The sequence below is a fragment of the Cellulomonas sp. P5_C6 genome, from assembly GCF_054049635.1.
This window is the reverse complement of record NZ_JBFULZ010000009.1, coordinates 1-15,546: the sequence shown is the minus strand read 5'-3', so window position 1 is coordinate 15,546 and position 15,546 is coordinate 1. Positions and strand designations below refer to the sequence as shown.

Here is a 15,546-nt window from a genome sequence, read left to right as displayed (position 1 = left end):
CCCTCAGTCGATCGTCACGTAGTCGGGACCGGAGTAGTGCCCGGTCGTCATCTTCTGGCGCTGCAGCAGCACGTCGTTGAGCAGGCTCGACGCGCCGAACCGGAACAGGTGCGGCGTCAGCCACTCCTCGCCGACCGTCTCGGCAACCGTCACCAGGTACTTGATCGCGTCCTTCGACGCCCGGATGCCACCGGCCGGCTTGACGCCGATCTTGTGCCCGCTGAGCCGGTGCCAGTCGCGCACCACCTCGAGCATCAGCAGCGTGACGGGCAGCGTGGCGGCGGGGGAGACCTTGCCGGTCGACGTCTTGATGAAGTCGCCCCCGGCGAGGATGCCGAGCCAGCTGGCGCGGCGGACGTTGTCGTACGTGTTCAGCTCGCCCGTCTCGAGGATCACCTTGAGGTGCGCGTACGTGCCGTCGGCGCGGCGGCAGGCCTCCTTCACGGCKACGATCTCGTCGTAGACCTGGCCGTACCGACCCGCCAGGAAGGCGCCGCGGTCGATCACCATGTCGATCTCGTCGGCACCCGCGGCGACCGCGTCGGCCGTGTCCTCCAGCTTGATGGACCGCGACGCGCGCCCGCTGGGGAACGCCGTGGCCACCGCCGCGACCGAGATCCCGCCCTTGTCGGGGTCGCCGTGCGACGCGCCGAGCGCCTGCACCGCGTGCGGGACCATGTCGCCGTACACGCAGACCGCGGCGACCCGCGGGCAGCCGGGGTCGGCCGGGTCGGGCGTCAGGGCCTTGGCGACCAGCGAGCGCACCTTGCCGGGCGTGTCGGCGCCCTCGAGGGTGGTCAGGTCGATGAGCGCGATGATGCGGTCGAGCGCCCACGCCTTCGAGGTCGTCTTGATCGAGCGCGTGCCCAGGCCCGCGGCCCGTTGCTCGAGCCCGACGGCGTCCACCCCGGGGATCCCGTGCAGGTAGCGCCGCAGGTTGGCGTCGTTGGCCTCACCGCCGAGCAGCGCGAGCGCGCGGTCGGAGGGGGCGATCTGCGTGCCTGTCATGCTGAGCCTCGCTGTCCTTCGCTGGTCATGTGCTTCTCGATGAGGGTCGTGGCGGTCTCCTCGTCGGTGACCAGCACGGTGCAGAGCCCGCTGGACACGACGGCGTCGGCCACGGCGTGCTTGGCCGCCCCGGCGATGACGGCGATGCTGAGCGGCGCCGCGCGCAGGCGCTCGAGCGGGAGCCCGACGGTCCGCTCGTCCAGGCGGGGGTCGACGATCGCGCCCGCGCTGTCGATGTACCGCCCGACGACGTCGCCGACCGCGCCCCGACGCACGAGGTCCGCGACGTCGTCCGCCGTGAGGTAGCCGCTGTCGACGAGCACCGAGGTCTCGTCGGCGGCGCCGGCGCTGAAGAGGTACGCGTCCGCGGTCGAGGCGAGCTCGAGGACGGCCGCGACGGCGCGGTCGGACTCGATGGCCTGCTTGGTCTCGAGGCGCTCGAGGATCGCCGGGCTGGGCAGCAGCGCAGCCTGCCCCCGGCCCTTCTGGGCGATGGCGACCGCGGTGGTCGCCGCGGTGCCGGCCCGCCGGGTGCGGCTCACGCCGCCGTTGATCTGCACGACGTCGACGCCCGACGCCCAGCCGTCCTCGAGGTGCACCGAGATCTCGTGCAGCGTCCGGCCCCAGCTGAGCCCGAGCGTGCGCGGCACGGGACGCAGGGAGGCCAGGTAGTCGGCGGCGGCCTGGGCGACCCGCGACTGGACCTCGTGCTCGTCCTGCCCGTCGACGCCCGCCGTGGAGACGACGACCGCGTCGGTCAGGCCGCAGGTCTCGCGCAGCCGACGCTCGATGGGCAGGCGCCGGGCGCGCGGGTGCACGATCTCGATCCGGATGAAGCCGTCCGCCTTCGCCTGGGCGAGGAGCCGCCCGACCTTCCAGCGCGTGAGCTCGAGGATGGACCCGATCTCGTCCTGGGTCTTGTCGTCCTCGTAGTACAGCTCGGCTGCGCGGATGGACAGCAGCTCGTCCGACTCGATCACCTCTCCACAGTAGGCACCCTGTCGACACCTCGCAACATCTGCAGCATTCGCTGCTCATCTGAGCACGCGGCCGCGGGACCGGTCAGAATCACCCGTTCGGTGGTTGTGCCCGCGATTGACTCGTCCGGAGGCGTCGGCGACAGTGGGGCAGCCGTGCGCGGGTCCCGCCGCCKGTGGCCGTGGCGCAGGGTGGCGACCGGGTCCCGGCACGTCTCCCGCACGCGGTCCGGTCGCACCGATCGAGGCTCTCGCCCGGCGTGCGCGCCACCGCACGGGCGATCGAGGGGACAGCAGGGCATGGGTCGGTGGGGACGCGGCGCGACGGTCGCCGCCGTGCTCGCGGCCGTCCTCGTCGCCGGGCTCGGGCTCACCGCCGTGGTGCGGCACGTCCGCGACGACAAGACCGTCGTCGTGCCCGCCGCCTGGAGCGAGTCCTGGAAGCGCGCGCACGTCCGCGAGGGGCGCGACGTCGTGCTGGCGTGGGGCGACCGGGCGGGCGCCGACCCGGCGACGGCGCCGGCCGAGCTCCGGTTCGACGCGGAACGCGCGGTGGCCCAGCTCGACGCCCTGTACGACCTCGACGTGCACGACCTGGGCGTGGTGGCCGCGGACGGGGCGATCGCGCACCACAAGGTCGTCGTCGTGGTCGACCGGACGTGGTCGGACGGCCCCGGATCGCCGACGAGCGGCGCGGTCACCCCGCAGGTGGGCGGGCTGTCGCAGGACGAGCGCGGCGCGACCGGGAGCGTGACCGACGGCGTCGGGCTGCTGCGCGTGGACGTCTCGGCGCTGACCGCCCGCGGGCACGAGTCCGCGACCGTCTCGACCTCTGGCGCGGCCCCGGTCGGCGGGTCGGAGTTCGACCCGTCCTGGGAGCTCGCCCGGGGCTTCGCCGAGGTGGTGCAGGGCTTCGCGGCCCTCGACTCGCCTGGTCACGGCTTCGCCGCCGACCCGGCGACGTTCGGGTCCGCCAGCGCCGCCTACCTCGCCACCGTCGCCGCGCCCGGCGGCATCGGGAGCACCGCGGACCTGGTGCGCAGCCCGCAGCTGCACTGGTCGAGCGCGCGGCTGGGCGACAGCAGCTGGCTCCTGCTGCAGTACCTGACGGAGCGGGACGGCGAGCAGATCCTCGGTCGGCTCTGGCGCGAGGCCCAGGCCGGGGAGGACCCGCTCGCGGCCTACATGCGGCTGACCGGGATCAGCCAGGCGGACCTGAACCGGCGGGTGGCCGAGTACGCCCTGCGGACGGTCACGTGGGACTTCGCCGACCGCAGCGCGATCGCCGCCGCCGTCGCGGAGATGGACCCCGTGCTGCTGGCGGACCGGACCACGCCCGCCGATGCGGTCGAGGGCGATCCGGGTCACTACCGCGTGCTCGACTCGTTCGCGCCGTCCGACTACGGCTTCACCATCGTGCGGCTGGAGCCCGACGCCGGCGTGCGCGACATCCACCTGCGCCTGCGGGGTCACGGCGACGCCGCCGACGCCGGCCTGAGCTTCGGGTTCGTCGCGGTCCGCGACGGGTCCCCTCGCTACAGCCCCGTGACGGAGAGCCTCGACCAGGAGGTGCAGCTCACCCTGCGCACGGGCGAGCGGGAGGTGTACCTCGTCGTCGTGGGCACCCCGACGGCCGACCACGCGCACGCCTCGTCCGACGGGTACGGCGACGTCGCCCGATACCCGTACGAGTTCCGCGTCTCCGGTGCGACCGTCGCCGACGACGCGGCCGAGCCCGCCACCCCGGGCGGCCACCGGCACGCCAACGGGGGCGGCTGGGTGGACGACTCCGCGACGGTGGACCCGACCGCCTTCGTCGGCCCGGACGCCGTGGTCCGCGGCGACGCGCAGGTGCTCGGCGACGCCCGGATCGAGGGCCGGGCCTGGGTCGAGGCCGGGGCCGTGGTCGAGGGCGACGCGGTCGTGCGCGACGTGGCGGTCGTCCGGTCGACGGCACGGCTGGGCGGCACCGTGGTCGTCGCCGGCGACGCCGTGGTGGGCTTCACCTGCAGCTCCGGGGCGTACGGCACCTTCGACCCGGCCCGCACCTGTGACGGCGCCCCGGCCTCGCCGGACGTCAACGCGCCGGTCACGCCCTTCACGGCCGACGACCTCGCGCTGAGCGAGGCCGCGACCCCGAGCCCGAGCCCCACGCCCGAGCCGACGACGCCGTCCGAGAGCCCGGCCCCGACGCCGACGAAGCCCCMACCGGTGCAGCAGCCGGCCCCGAMGCCGACCACCGCGGCCCCGAGCCCCACCGAGGGCGGGGTGGTGCCGCCGGAGCCGATGCCGGCCAGCCCGTGCACCGCCGTCTACACGGTCACCAACCACTGGTCGTCCGACGGGCAGAACTGGTTCCAGGGCCAGGTCGTCGTCACCGCCGGGAGCACCGGCGTGGAGGGCTGGGCCGTGACGTGGGCGCTGCCCGCGGGGGAGCAGATCACCGCCGTGTGGAACGCGCGCCTGGGCACCAGCGGCTCGCTCGCGACCGCCGAGAACATGAGCTACAACGGCAGCCTGCGCGACGGCACCCAGGCGACGTTCGGGTTCCAGGGCACCGCTCCCGGGGACGCCGGGCTGCTGGTGCCGCAGGTCACCTGCACCCGGACGCGCTAGATCCCCAGGGCCGTCCGCACGTCCGCCGCGACCGAGTCCAGGCGCTCCCGGGCCTTCTCGCGCGCGCGCCCGACGGACCTGTGGTCCGCCGAGGGCTCCACGGGCAGGACGACCTCGAGGTAGCACTTGACCTTGGGCTCGGTGCCGCTCGGTCGCACGATGACCCGGGTGCCGTCGGCGGTGAGCAGCCGCAGGCCCTCGGTGGGGGGCAGGCCGTCGCGGTCGTCGTCGGTGCCCGCCGCCAGGTCGACGACCTCGATCACGCGCGACCCGCCGAGCGTCGACGGCGGTCGGCTGCGGACGCGGTGCACCGTCTGCCCGATCTGCGCGAGGTCGACGAACCGGGCCGAGACCTGGTCCGTCAGGTGCAGGCCGTGCGCGCGGGCGAGATCGTCGAGCGCGTCGACGACCGTGCGACCCTCGGCCTTGAGCCGGGCGGCCAGCCCCGCGACGAGCAGCGCCGCCGAGATGCCGTCCTTGTCGCGCACGTTCGCCGGGTCGACGCAGTAGCCCAGCGCCTCCTCGTACCCGAACACCAGGCCATCGACGCGCGAGATCCACTTGAACCCCGTGAGCGTCTGCGCGTACCCGTAGCCCGCCGCGCCGGCGATCTTGCCGAGCAGGCGCGACGAGACGATCGAGCTGGCGAAGTACGACCCGTTCGGGTTCCCGCCGCCGGCCGCCAGGGTGGCGCCGAGCAGCGACCCGGTCTCGTCGCCGTGCAGGATGCGCCAGCCCTCGGCCTCGGCGGTGTCCGGGCCGCGGAACGACCGGTGGCGCAGGTCCTGGGCGCCCACGCCGCAGCGGTCCGCGTCCGGGTCGAGGGCGATCACCAGGTCGGCACCCTCGTCGCTGGCCAGGCCGAGGGCCAGGTCGATCGCACCCGGCTCCTCCGGGTTGGGGAACGCGATGCTGGGGAAGTCGCCGTCCGGCTCCGCCTGCTCCGGCACCACCAGCACGTCGGTGAACCCGGCCTCGGCAAGCACCCGCTGGGCCACCTCGCCGCCGACGCCGTGCAGCGGGGTCAGGACGATGCGCAGGCGCTTGGCGGCCGCGCGGGTCGCGTCGTCGGTGGGCGCCAGCGCGACGACCGAGCGCACGTACGCGTCGAGCACCTCCGGCCCGAGGACCGTCCAGCCGCTCGCCGCGCGCGGCACCGACGCGACCGAGGGGACGTGCGCGATCTCGGCGGCGATCGCGGCGTCCGCGGGGGGCACGATCTGCGCGCCCTGGCCGGAGTCCGTGACCACCCGTCCGCCCAGGTAGACCTTGTAGCCGTTGTCCTGCGGCGGGTTGTGCGACGCGGTGACCATGATCCCGGCGTCGGCACCCAGGTGCCGGACCGCGAAGGCCAGCACCGGCGTGGGGAGCGCGGACGGCAGGACCAGCACCTCGATGCCGACGGCCGTCAGGACCGCCGCCGAGTCGCGTGCGAAGTCGACCGACTTGTGCCGGGCGTCGTACCCGATCACCACGCGCGGGGCGGGGTGCACGCCGTCGAGCTCACCGAGCAGGTAGTCGGCCAGCCCGGAGGCGGCGCGGATGACGACCGCGCGGTTCATCCGGTGCGGACCGCCGCCGAGCCGCCCACGCAGGCCCGCGGTGCCGAACTGCAGCAGGCCCGAGAACCGGTCCGCCAGCTCGGCGCGGGCCTCCGTGCGGGCGTCGAGCTCCTGGCGCTCCGTGGGGTCGGGCTCGTGGCCGGGCGCGATCGTCGGAGGTTCCGCACGCGCCAGGTCGAGCAGCCTGCGGAGCTCGTCGGCCGTCTGAGGGTCGGGATCGTCGTCGATCCACGTCTGCACCCGCGCCTCGAGGCCTGCCCACGCATCGTCGCCGGTCATGGGCCCAACGTACTCAGGACGACCGGCGCGCGCTCCCCTAGAGCCTGCGGACGATCTGCGCCAGGAGGGCGCTGATGCGGGGACCGGCGGCTCGGCCCGCCTCGAGCACCTCCGCGTGCGACAGGGGCTCGGCGCTGATGCCGGCGCCGAGGTTGGTCATCAGCGAGATGCCCAGGATCTCGAGCCCCGCGTGCCGCGCCGCGATCGCCTCGAGCGTGGTCGACATGCCGACCAGGTGACCGCCGAGGATCCCGGCCATCTGCACCTCGGCCGGCGTCTCGTAGTGCGGCCCGGGGAACTGCACGTAGACGCCCTCGTCGAGCGTCGGGTCGACCTCGCGGGCCAGCGCGCGCAGGCGCGGCGAGTACAGGTCCGTGAGGTCCACGAACGTCGCTCCCTCGAGCGGTGACGTGGCGGTGAGGTTGAGGTGGTCGCTGATGAGCACCGGCGTGCCGGGCTTCCACGCCGGGTTGAGGCCGCCGCAGCCGTTCGTGAGGACGACCGTCGACGCGCCCGCCGCGGCCGCCGTCCGGACGCCGTGCACGACGCGCCGCACGCCGCGGCCCTCGTACAGGTGGGTGCGCGAGCCCAGGACGAGCGCGTGCCGGTCGGTGCCCTCGATCCGGATGGACCGGGTGGTCGCGCCGTGGCCGGCGACCGCCGGGGCCGAGAAGCCGGGGATCTCGTGGCTGGGCACCTCCGCGACCGTCTCGCCCAGCAGGTCCGCCGCGCCGCCCCAGCCCGAGCCGAGCACGAGGAGCACGTCGTGGCGCTCGACGCCGGTCGCCTGCGCGATGTACGCGGCGGCGGCGCGGGCGACCTCGAACGGGTCGGTGGCGGGGTCGTCGAGGTCGGGGAGGGGTGTGACGTCGCTCATGGTCCGAGGTTAACGCGGTCGATCCGCCTGGCCGTGCGCGGCCGGACCGGCAGAATGGGTCTCCGTGAGCACCCCCGCGCCGTCATCGCCCGCCCCCCGCGTCGTCATCGTCGGCGGTGGCCCCGGCGGCTACGAGGCGGCCCTCGTCGGCCGTCGCCTCGGCGCCGACGTCACCGTGGTCGAGGCCGCCGGCATGGGTGGCGCCGCGGTGCTGACCGACGTGGTCCCGTCCAAGACGCTCATCGCCACCGCCGAGTGGATGACCATCGCGGACCGCGCGCCCGAGCTGGGCATCCGCCTCGACGGCACGGCGCTGTCCAGCGCGGTCGGCGGCACCCTCGACGACCTGCGGCACCGCATCGACCTCGCCGCCGTCAACACGCGCGTCAAGGCGCTCGCGGCCGCGCAGTCCGCGGACATCCGGTCCCGCCTCGAGCGCGAGGGCGTGAAGATCATCCTCGGGCACGGCCACCTCGACGGGCCGTCCCGCGTCGTCGTGACCACCCCCCAGGGCGTCGAGGACCTCACGCTCGACGCCGACGTCGTGCTCGTCGCCACCGGCGCGACCCCGCGTGCGCTGCCCGAGGCGCGGCCCGACGGGGAGCGGATCCTCACGTGGACCCAGCTGTACGACCTCAACGCGCTGCCCAAGCGGCTCATCGTCGTCGGCTCGGGCGTCACGGGTGCCGAGTTCGCCGGCGCCTACACGTCGCTGGGAGCCGACGTGGTGCTCGTGTCCAGCCGCGAGCGCGTGCTGCCCGGCGAGGACGCGGACGCCGCCCAGCTGCTCGAGGACGTGTTCAAGACCCGCGGCATGACGGTGATGTCCCAGTCGCGGGCGGCGGGCGCCAAGCGCACCGCCGACGGCGTCGAGGTGACCCTGTCCGACGGCCGCGTCATCGAGGGGTCGCACGTGCTCTTCGCCGTCGGCTCCATCCCCACCACGGCGGGACTCGGCCTCGAGGAGGCCGGCGTCCGGCTGACCGCGTCCGGGCACATCGAGGTGGACAAGGTGTCGCGCACCAACGTCCGTGGCGTCTACGCGGCCGGTGACGTGACCGGGGTGCTCCCGCTGGCGTCCGTCGCCGCGATGCAGGGCCGGCTCGCGATGGCGCACGCGCTCGGCGACGCCGTGAAGCCGCTGACGCTCCGCGGCGTCTCCGCGAACATCTTCACGTCGCCCGAGATCGCGACGGTCGGGTCGTCGGAGGCCCAGCTGCAGGCGCAGAGCGTGAAGTACTCGGTCAGCATGCTGCCCCTGGCCCGCAACCCCCGCGCCAAGATGCTGGGCGTCCGCGACGGGTTCATCAAGATCTTCGCCCACTCGGCCACCGGCACCGTGCTCGGCGCGGTCGTCGTCGGCCCCCGCGCCAGCGAGTCGATCTACCCGCTGACCCTGGCGGTGACGCACCGACTGACCACCGACCAGCTGGCCGAGACCGCGACCGTGTACCCGTCGATGTCCGGCACGATCGCCGAGGTGGCCCGCATCCTGCACCACCGTTCGGAGGACTGACCCCCCGTGCGCTACCCGGCGCCGCTGGTGCGCGGCGACGTCATCGGCGTCACGTCCCCGTCGGCGGGCGTGCCCGACGACCTGCGCCCGCGCCTCGACTTCTGTGTCGCGGACCTTCGGCGGCGGGGGTTCGAGGTCGAGGTCGGGCGGTGCATGGACGGTGCCGGCCCGACGAGCGCGCCGGCCGCCGAGCGGGCCGCGGAGCTCATGGCGATGCTCACCGATCCACKGGTCCGCGCGATCGTGCCGCCGTGGGGCGGTGAGCTCGCGATCGACCTTCTGCCCCTGCTGGACTTCGAGGCGATCGCCCAGGCCGCCGCGACGTGGTTCGTCGGCTACTCGGACACGAGCACGCTGCTGCTGCCGATCACGCTCGTGACCGGCACGGCGACCCTGCACGGGCCCGCGCTGATGGACACGCCGTTCGTCGTGCCCGACCCGCTGCGGCACTGGCTCGACCTCGCGTCGGCGGCCTCCGGTGCCACGGTCGTGCAGGGCGCCGCGGGCCTGGCCCAGGAGTCGTGGCCTGACTTCCGGGCGGAGCCGGACGCGACCCTGCAGGTGCTGACGCGTCCCGCGCGCTGGCGACGACTGGCCGGCGACGACGGCGGGACGCTGCGGGGCCGGCTGATCGGCGGCTGCCTGGAGACGATCTCGATGCTGCCGGGCACGCCGTACGGCGACGTCGCGGGGTTCGCGGACCGGCTCGCACCCGAGGGGCTCCTGGTCTACGTCGAGGTCGCGGAGGTCGACGCCTTCAGCGCCGGCCGCATGCTCCACCACCTGCGCCTCGCGGGGTGGTTCGACCGGGCGAACGCGGTGCTGGTCGGCCGCACCTCGGCGCCTGGGTCGCCGGGGTTCTCCCAGCTCGACGCCGTGCGGGACGCCCTCGGTCCGCTCGGCCTCCCGGTGCTGTACGACCTCGACATCGGGCACGTCCCGCCCCAGCTCGCGCTGGTCAACGGGGCTCTGGCGGAGGTCACGCTGGAGGACGGCGTCGGCACGCTGGTGCAGCACCTCGTCTGACCGCTGGTCCGGCGGGTCAGGGGCGGGCCAGGAGCAGCTCGTTGACCGCGGCCGAGAGCGGGGCGTCCAGCTCCAGGGCCTGCAGATGGCTGACGCGGACCGAGAGCGGGGCGTCGGCCGTCGCGATCGACTGCACGCGGGTCTTCAGGTCGTAGCTGATCTGCGCCCGGTCCAGCAGCGCGAACAGGCGGGCGGGCACGTCGTTCGGCGCGAGCTGCGGGTCGTCGCCGACGGTGACCGTGAGCGTCGCGCCGACGGGGACGTCCTCGACGGTGAGCGAGACCCGGTCGTCGGTGCGGCGCAGGGAACCGTCCGCGGCGACGCCGTCGACGGAGGCGGTCGGGGAGCCGTCGTACGCCAGGAACGTCACGGTCCACGTGCGCGTCGGGGGCAGGCAGTCGCGCGAGCCGGTGGCCGGACCCGCCGAGAACGTGCCGGTGGCCTGCGCGAAGCCCAGAGGCGTCGAGGCGACGCCCGACGAGTCGTCCTCCACCAGCGTGAAGGACCCGTCGGCGCCGACGACCACCAGCACCTCGAGCGACGACGGGTTGACGGGGTCGTTGCCGGGGACGGCGGCACCGTCCAGCGGGACCAGGGCACCGGCGGGCGCGAGCACGGGGATCGTCGACAGGTCGCGGTGCAGCAGCAGCTCGCGGCCGCCGTCGTAGACCAGGCCGGTGAAGACGTCGACCCACGGGCCGGCGGGGAGCCAGGCCCGGACCGAGGCCAGGCGCGTGCGGGTGTCGGCCGGGGTGGTCAGGGGTGCGACCAGCAGGGAGGTGCCGAACAGGAACTGGTTCGGCTGGTCGTAGGCCTCGGGAACCGACGGCCACCGGTGGTACAGCGGCTCGACCAGGGGGCGTCCATCACCAGCAGCCCGGTGGTTCATGGTGTGCAGGTACGGCACGAGCCGGTGGCGCAGTCGCAGGTGCCCGGTCATCACCTCCTGGGCCTCGCGCGAGAAGGTCCACGGCTCCTTCGCCGTGAACGGGTTGGCGCCCGAGTGCAGCCGCAGGATCGGCGAGAAGACGCCGAGCTGGAGCCAGCGGGTGGCCAGCTCGTCGTCCTTGCCGCCGAACATGTGGCCGCCGATGTCGTGGCTCCACCAGCCGTAGCCGATGTTCGACGCCGTCGCCGTGAAGTACGGCTGGAACGCCAGCGATGCCCACGAGATGGCGGTGTCCCCGCTGAACCCGACGGGATAGCGGTGGCTGCCGGGACCGGCGTAGCGCGAGAACGTCAGGGGCGGGCGGCCGTCGCGGGCGCTGTCGAGGAAGTGGAAGTGGTTGAGCATCCACAGGGGGTCGATGCCGGCGACGCGGGAGTGCGGCCCGGACTGCCAGTCGAGCCACCAGAAGTCGACCCCGTCGTCCTCGAGGCCGCGGTGCAGCACGTCGAAGTAGGCGTCGAGGAACGCCCTGTCGGTGACGTCGAACGCGATCGGGTCGCCGTCCGTGACCCCGAGCGCGGCGGCCATGGCGGGGTACGCGTCCTCGTGCGTGCGGACGCCGTCGGCCGGGTGCACGTTGAGGGTCACGCGCAGGCCGCGCTCGTGCAGCGACGCCAGGAACTTCGCCGGGTCGGGGAACAGCGACCGGTTCCAGGTGTAGCCGGTCCAGCCGCTGCCCAGCGCGGGATCGACGTCGGTGACGTGCCAGTCCATGTCGATGACCGCGACGGAGAACGGGATGCCCTCGGCGTCGAAGCGGTCGAGCAGGGCCGAGTAGCTGTCGGCGGTGTACCGGTGGAACCGGCTCCACCAGTTGCCCAGCGCGAACCGGGGCAGCAGGGGCGTCGGCCCGGAGACGGCATAGAACGCCTGGAGCGCCTCGCGGTGGTCCAGGCCGTACGCGAACACGTAGAGGTCGGTCCGCGAGCCGTCGCGGGGGGACACCCAGCCGTCGTCGTCGAACACCATCGAGCGGGAGTCGTCGAGCACCGCGAAGCCCTGCCGGGACACGACGCCGGGCTCCAGCGGGATCGCGCCGTCGGCCAGGTCGAGGGTGCGCGCGGTCCCGCCGAGACCGGGTTCGTCGGAGCCGAACCGCCACACCGAGTGGTACGAGCTGATCCCGCCGAGCACCGAGACGCTCAGCCCGCTGGTGCTGAACGGCCCGCGGTCGTAGACGAGGTGGAACCGGTCGGTGAGCACCTCGACGTGGGACTCCGACTCCCGCACCCGGAACGACGGCACCGGCAGCGACCGGTTCAGCGCGAACGTCGACGCCCGGTCCTCGAAGATCCCGTCGGGGGAGTGCTCCAGCCGCACCAGCCCGTCGGTGAGCACCGTGATCCGGTAGTGGGGTCCGACGACGACCGCTCCAGGGTCGGCGACCGGGCGGGAGGGCAGGGGCGGCCGGGGCGTCATGGATCGAGCGTCCCCCGGGACCGTCCGGGCGACAACCTGATCAGCCGGCGACCGAGAAGTGCGCGACGAGCGGGACGTGGTCCGACTGACCGGCGTCGTCCAGCGCGTCCACGTGACCGAACGTCACGCCCTGCCCGAGGACCCAGTCGATCTTGGCCGTGGGATCGAGCGACGGCGAGGTGAGCAGCGACGACTCCGCCGGGACCCAGCCGGCGGACTCCAGCAGCTGGATCTCGGGCGACCCCGGCTCGGCGTTGAGGTCCCCGGCCAGGACGGCGGGCGGGGTCACGGGCACGGCGGTGAACGCGTGGAGCTGCTCCAGCCGGGTGGGCGTGTTCGACTCGCGGTGCTGCAGGTGGATCGAGGTGACCCGCACCTCGGCGCCGGAGGCGGTGGTCAGCGTGGTGGACAGCGCCGAGCGGCTCTGCGGCCCGGCGCCGTAGGGCAGCCGCTGGACGACGGCGTCGGTCAGCGCCGACCGCGCGAGCACCGCGTTGCCGAACTGGTGGTCGGCCGCCGGCGCGAAGTGGATGGTCATGCCGAGCCGGTGCGCCAGCCACGTGGCCATGTCGGCGCCGCCGCCGAAGATCCAGCCGCGCTCGACCTCCTGCAGCGTGACCACGTCGGGGTGCTGCGACTCGATGGTCGTGGCGACGCCCTCCAGGTCCACGGCGGTGCTCGGCGAGACGCCGTAGTGCAGGTTCCAGTCCACCAGCGTGAGGTCGTCGCCGGCCGCCTGAGCAGGGACGGCGGAGCCGGTGGTGCTCGTGGTCGACGGGATCAGGCCGAGGAGCGCCAGCACGATCGCCGGCAGGATCAGCAGGCGCACGGAGCTCAGGCGGGCGGGCAGCCGGTCGGGGCTGGTCAGCGCCGGGTCGGCCCCGGGCGTGCGCCGCCGCAGCCCCGAGAGCGCGAGCCCGAGCGCGGCGAGCACCACGACCCAGACGTTGTCGACCGGCAGCGGGACGTCGTAGTCGAGCATGTAGAGCAGCAGCGGCCCGATGGTGCCGAGGCCGACGACGAGCGTCGCGGCGCCGGTTCGCGGGATCCCGCGGGGAGCTGGACGGTGGGCGCTCAGGGCGGCCGACAGCACGATCCCGACGGACAGCTCGAGCACGACCACGGCGACGAGCGCGCCGATCCCGGTGAGCCACAGCGCGCAGGCGACGCCGACCACGAGCAGCACCGCGGCCCCGACGCGCACGCCCGCCGACCACGGGTTGGGCCGCAGCAGGCTCCACGCGCCCAGCGCGTTCGCGACGACCACCGCGAGCCCGGCCCACCCGAGCGCGACCCCGGACTGCGACGCGACGAACGCGGGGTTGGCGACGATCATCGCGGCCAGCGCCAGGAACAGCCCGAGCGCCCAGAGCCGGCGCGGGCGGCCCGTGGCCTCCGACTCGGGGGTGGTGAACGCGACCAGCCCGCGGGCGGTGACGACGACGGCGACGGCGAGCAGGCCGGCGACGCCCCAGCCGGTCCAGCTGTCGCGCCAGAGCGCGTCCCACGTGCCGAGCACCAGCTGCAGGCCGACGGACAGCCCGCAGCCGAGCACGAGCCCGGTCRCGGCCTGCCGGCCGCCCGCGGGCCGGCCGGCGACGAAGGCGACCGCGAGGGTCAGCACGCCCACCGACACGGCGACGGTGACCAGCCCGACCACGTCCAGCGCGAACCCGTCCAGCGCCTGGACCACCACGCGCAGCACGGCCAGCAGGGATGCGCCGATCAGCAGCGTGCGGGCGTCGGGGGTGCCCGACGAGCGTCCGACCAGCACCAGGACCACCGCCGCCACGAGGCCCGCGCCCGCGTACGTGCCCAGCGCGGTGACCGCGGCGTTCACCGTGCCCGCCGCGAAGGCGCGGTCCAGCAGGGGACCGCTGGCTCGCACCATCTCCAGGCACATCACCGTGAGCAGCGCGACCAGCCACACGCGGGTGGGGGTCCCGGCGTCGGGCGGCGTCCGGGCGGGGGTCTCGTCGGGCGTCGTCGTCACGCGCGCGAGATTACCCCTGCGGTCAGGCGAACAGCTGCTGCCCGACGAACGGGCTGTCGTCCGACGTCACGGGCGTGCCGTCCGGCCCGGTGACCAGGGACCCGTCCGGCACCCCCGGCGGCACCGCGAACAGGCCGGAACCCGTGTGCGTGAGGTACTCCATGAGGGCGTCGTTGCTGGACAGCGACGTCTGCATCGGGATGAAGTGCGTGCGGGGGTCGCGGACGAACGCGAGGAAGAAGAGCCCGGCGTCGAGCCGGCCGAGCGCGTCGTTGCCGTCCGTGAAGTTGTAGCCGCGGCGCAGCAGCCGGACGCCCTTGTTGAACTCGGGGTGCGCGAGGCGGACGTGCGAGTCGACCGCGATGAGCGGGGCGCCGTCCTTGCCCTCGGTGGTGAAGTCCGGCTCGGTGAACTCGGTCCCGCCGGACAGGGGAGCGCCCACGCCCTTGGTCCGCCCGACGAGCGCCTCCTGCTCGCCCAGCGACGTGCGGTCCCACGTCTCGATGCGCATGCGGATCCGGCGCGCCACGAGGTACGAGCCGCCCGTGAGCCATGCGGAGTCGGTCTCGTCGGCCGTCGCGGCGTCCGCCGGCACCCAGACGTGCTCCTCGAGTGCCGCGGTCTCCTCGGCCTTGACGTTGGCCGTGCCGTCCTTGAACCCGAACAGGTTGCGCGGCGTGCGCTGCGCGGTGCTCGTCGACGACGTGCGGCCGTACCCCAGCTGGGTCCACCGGATGGTCGCGGAGCCGAACGCGGCCCGGGACAGGTTCCGGATGGCGTGCACGGCGATCTGCGGGTCGTCGGCGCACGCCTGCACGACGAGGTCGCCGTCGCTGCGGGCCGGGTCGAGGTCGTCCGCCGCGAAGTGCGGGAGGTCGACCAGGCCGCCGGGCAGCCGGTCGGCCAGGCCGAAGCGGTCCTCGCCGGGCGTGCCGTCGGGCGCCGGGGTGCCGACGAACATGGACCGGCCGAAGCCGAACGTGATCGTCAGCCCGGCTGGGCTCAGGTCCGCGGCCTCGCCGGTGTCGTCGGGCGGCGCGTCGTACGGCCCGGACGCGGGACCGTACGGGCCCGCCCCGAGCCCCTGGGTCAGGCGCGCGGCGACGGTCGTCCAGCGACGCAGCAGCTCCACCAGCTCGTCGCGCGAGGTCGTGGTCAGGTCGAACGCGGCGAGGTAGAGCCGGTCCTGCGCCGGGGTGACGATGCCGGCCTGGTGCACGCCGGTGAACGGGTACGTGCCGGCGGCCGTCGCGGCGGGGGCCGGCGCGGGCGCGGTGGCACGGCCGACGCCGAAGCCGGCGGCGACACCGACGGCGGCGAGCCC

The 15,546-nt window shown here is 74.5% G+C and carries 10 protein-coding genes; 3 read left to right on the top strand and 7 right to left on the bottom strand.

All coding sequences use genetic code 11. The features are described from left to right. Positions 1-3: 3 nt before the first annotated feature. Positions 4-1,008, bottom strand: a complete 1,005-nt coding sequence (gene deoC, locus ACXJKG_RS02090) for a deoxyribose-phosphate aldolase (RefSeq protein ID WP_456844099.1) — start codon at positions 1,006-1,008, stop codon at positions 4-6. Continuing rightward, on the bottom strand, positions 1,005-1,988 hold the full coding sequence (locus ACXJKG_RS02085; protein ID WP_456844098.1) for a sugar-binding transcriptional regulator: 984 nt from the start codon (positions 1,986-1,988) through the stop codon (positions 1,005-1,007). The genes deoC and ACXJKG_RS02085 overlap by 4 nt, the downstream gene beginning before the upstream one ends. 297 nt (positions 1,989-2,285) lie before the next feature. Here ACXJKG_RS02085 and ACXJKG_RS02080 point away from each other — a divergent pair, with 297 nt between their 5' ends. Then, a complete protein-coding gene (locus ACXJKG_RS02080) occupies positions 2,286-4,601 on the top strand; it encodes a DUF6055 domain-containing protein (RefSeq protein WP_456844097.1) in 2,316 nt (771 codons plus the stop codon). Here the strand turns inward: ACXJKG_RS02080 and ACXJKG_RS02075 are convergent. After that, positions 4,598-6,442, bottom strand: a complete 1,845-nt coding sequence (locus tag ACXJKG_RS02075; RefSeq protein WP_456844096.1) for a phospho-sugar mutase — start codon at positions 6,440-6,442, stop codon at positions 4,598-4,600. The genes ACXJKG_RS02080 and ACXJKG_RS02075 overlap by 4 nt on opposite strands. 37 nt (positions 6,443-6,479) lie before the next feature. Continuing rightward, the gene (locus ACXJKG_RS02070; RefSeq protein ID WP_456844095.1) at positions 6,480-7,319 is read right to left on the bottom strand and encodes a purine-nucleoside phosphorylase; all 840 of its coding nucleotides are present in this window, start codon (positions 7,317-7,319) and stop codon (positions 6,480-6,482) included. A gap of 64 nt (positions 7,320-7,383) precedes the next feature. On the opposite strand from ACXJKG_RS02070, the gene ACXJKG_RS02065 reads away from it, so the two are divergent. Continuing rightward, on the top strand, positions 7,384-8,835 hold the full coding sequence (locus ACXJKG_RS02065) for an NAD(P)H-quinone dehydrogenase (RefSeq protein ID WP_456844094.1): 1,452 nt from the start codon (positions 7,384-7,386) through the stop codon (positions 8,833-8,835). A gap of 6 nt (positions 8,836-8,841) precedes the next feature. Next, a complete protein-coding gene (locus ACXJKG_RS02060; RefSeq protein ID WP_456844093.1) occupies positions 8,842-9,861 on the top strand; it encodes a S66 family peptidase in 1,020 nt (339 codons plus the stop codon). 16 nt (positions 9,862-9,877) lie between these two features. Here ACXJKG_RS02060 and ACXJKG_RS02055 read toward each other — a convergent pair whose 3' ends face one another. From ACXJKG_RS02055 to efeB, 3 genes are all read right to left on the bottom strand, one after another. Then, positions 9,878-12,229 (bottom strand): TIM-barrel domain-containing protein, encoded by a 2,352-nt coding sequence (locus ACXJKG_RS02055; protein WP_456844092.1) that lies wholly within the window; start codon positions 12,227-12,229, stop codon positions 9,878-9,880. A gap of 40 nt (positions 12,230-12,269) precedes the next feature. Beyond that, positions 12,270-14,222, bottom strand: a complete 1,953-nt coding sequence (locus ACXJKG_RS02050) for an endonuclease/exonuclease/phosphatase family protein (protein WP_456844091.1) — start codon at positions 14,220-14,222, stop codon at positions 12,270-12,272. Positions 14,223-14,244: 22 nt separating this feature from the next. Then, positions 14,245-15,546: iron uptake transporter deferrochelatase/peroxidase subunit (efeB, locus tag ACXJKG_RS02045; RefSeq protein ID WP_456844090.1), on the bottom strand; the 1,302-nt coding region annotated here is incomplete at its 5' end.

What these genes read in the sequence shown, in the direction of transcription:
- ACXJKG_RS02075 (WP_456844096.1), bottom strand. Translation starts at nt 6,442, where the DNA reads ATGACCGGCGACGATGCGTGGGCAGGCCTCGAGGCGCGGGTGCAGACG.
- ACXJKG_RS02070 (WP_456844095.1), bottom strand. Translation starts at nt 7,319, where the DNA reads ATGAGCGACGTCACACCCCTCCCCGACCTCGACGACCCCGCCACCGAC.
- ACXJKG_RS02055 (WP_456844092.1), bottom strand. Translation starts at nt 12,229, where the DNA reads ATGACGCCCCGGCCGCCCCTGCCCTCCCGCCCGGTCGCCGACCCTGGA.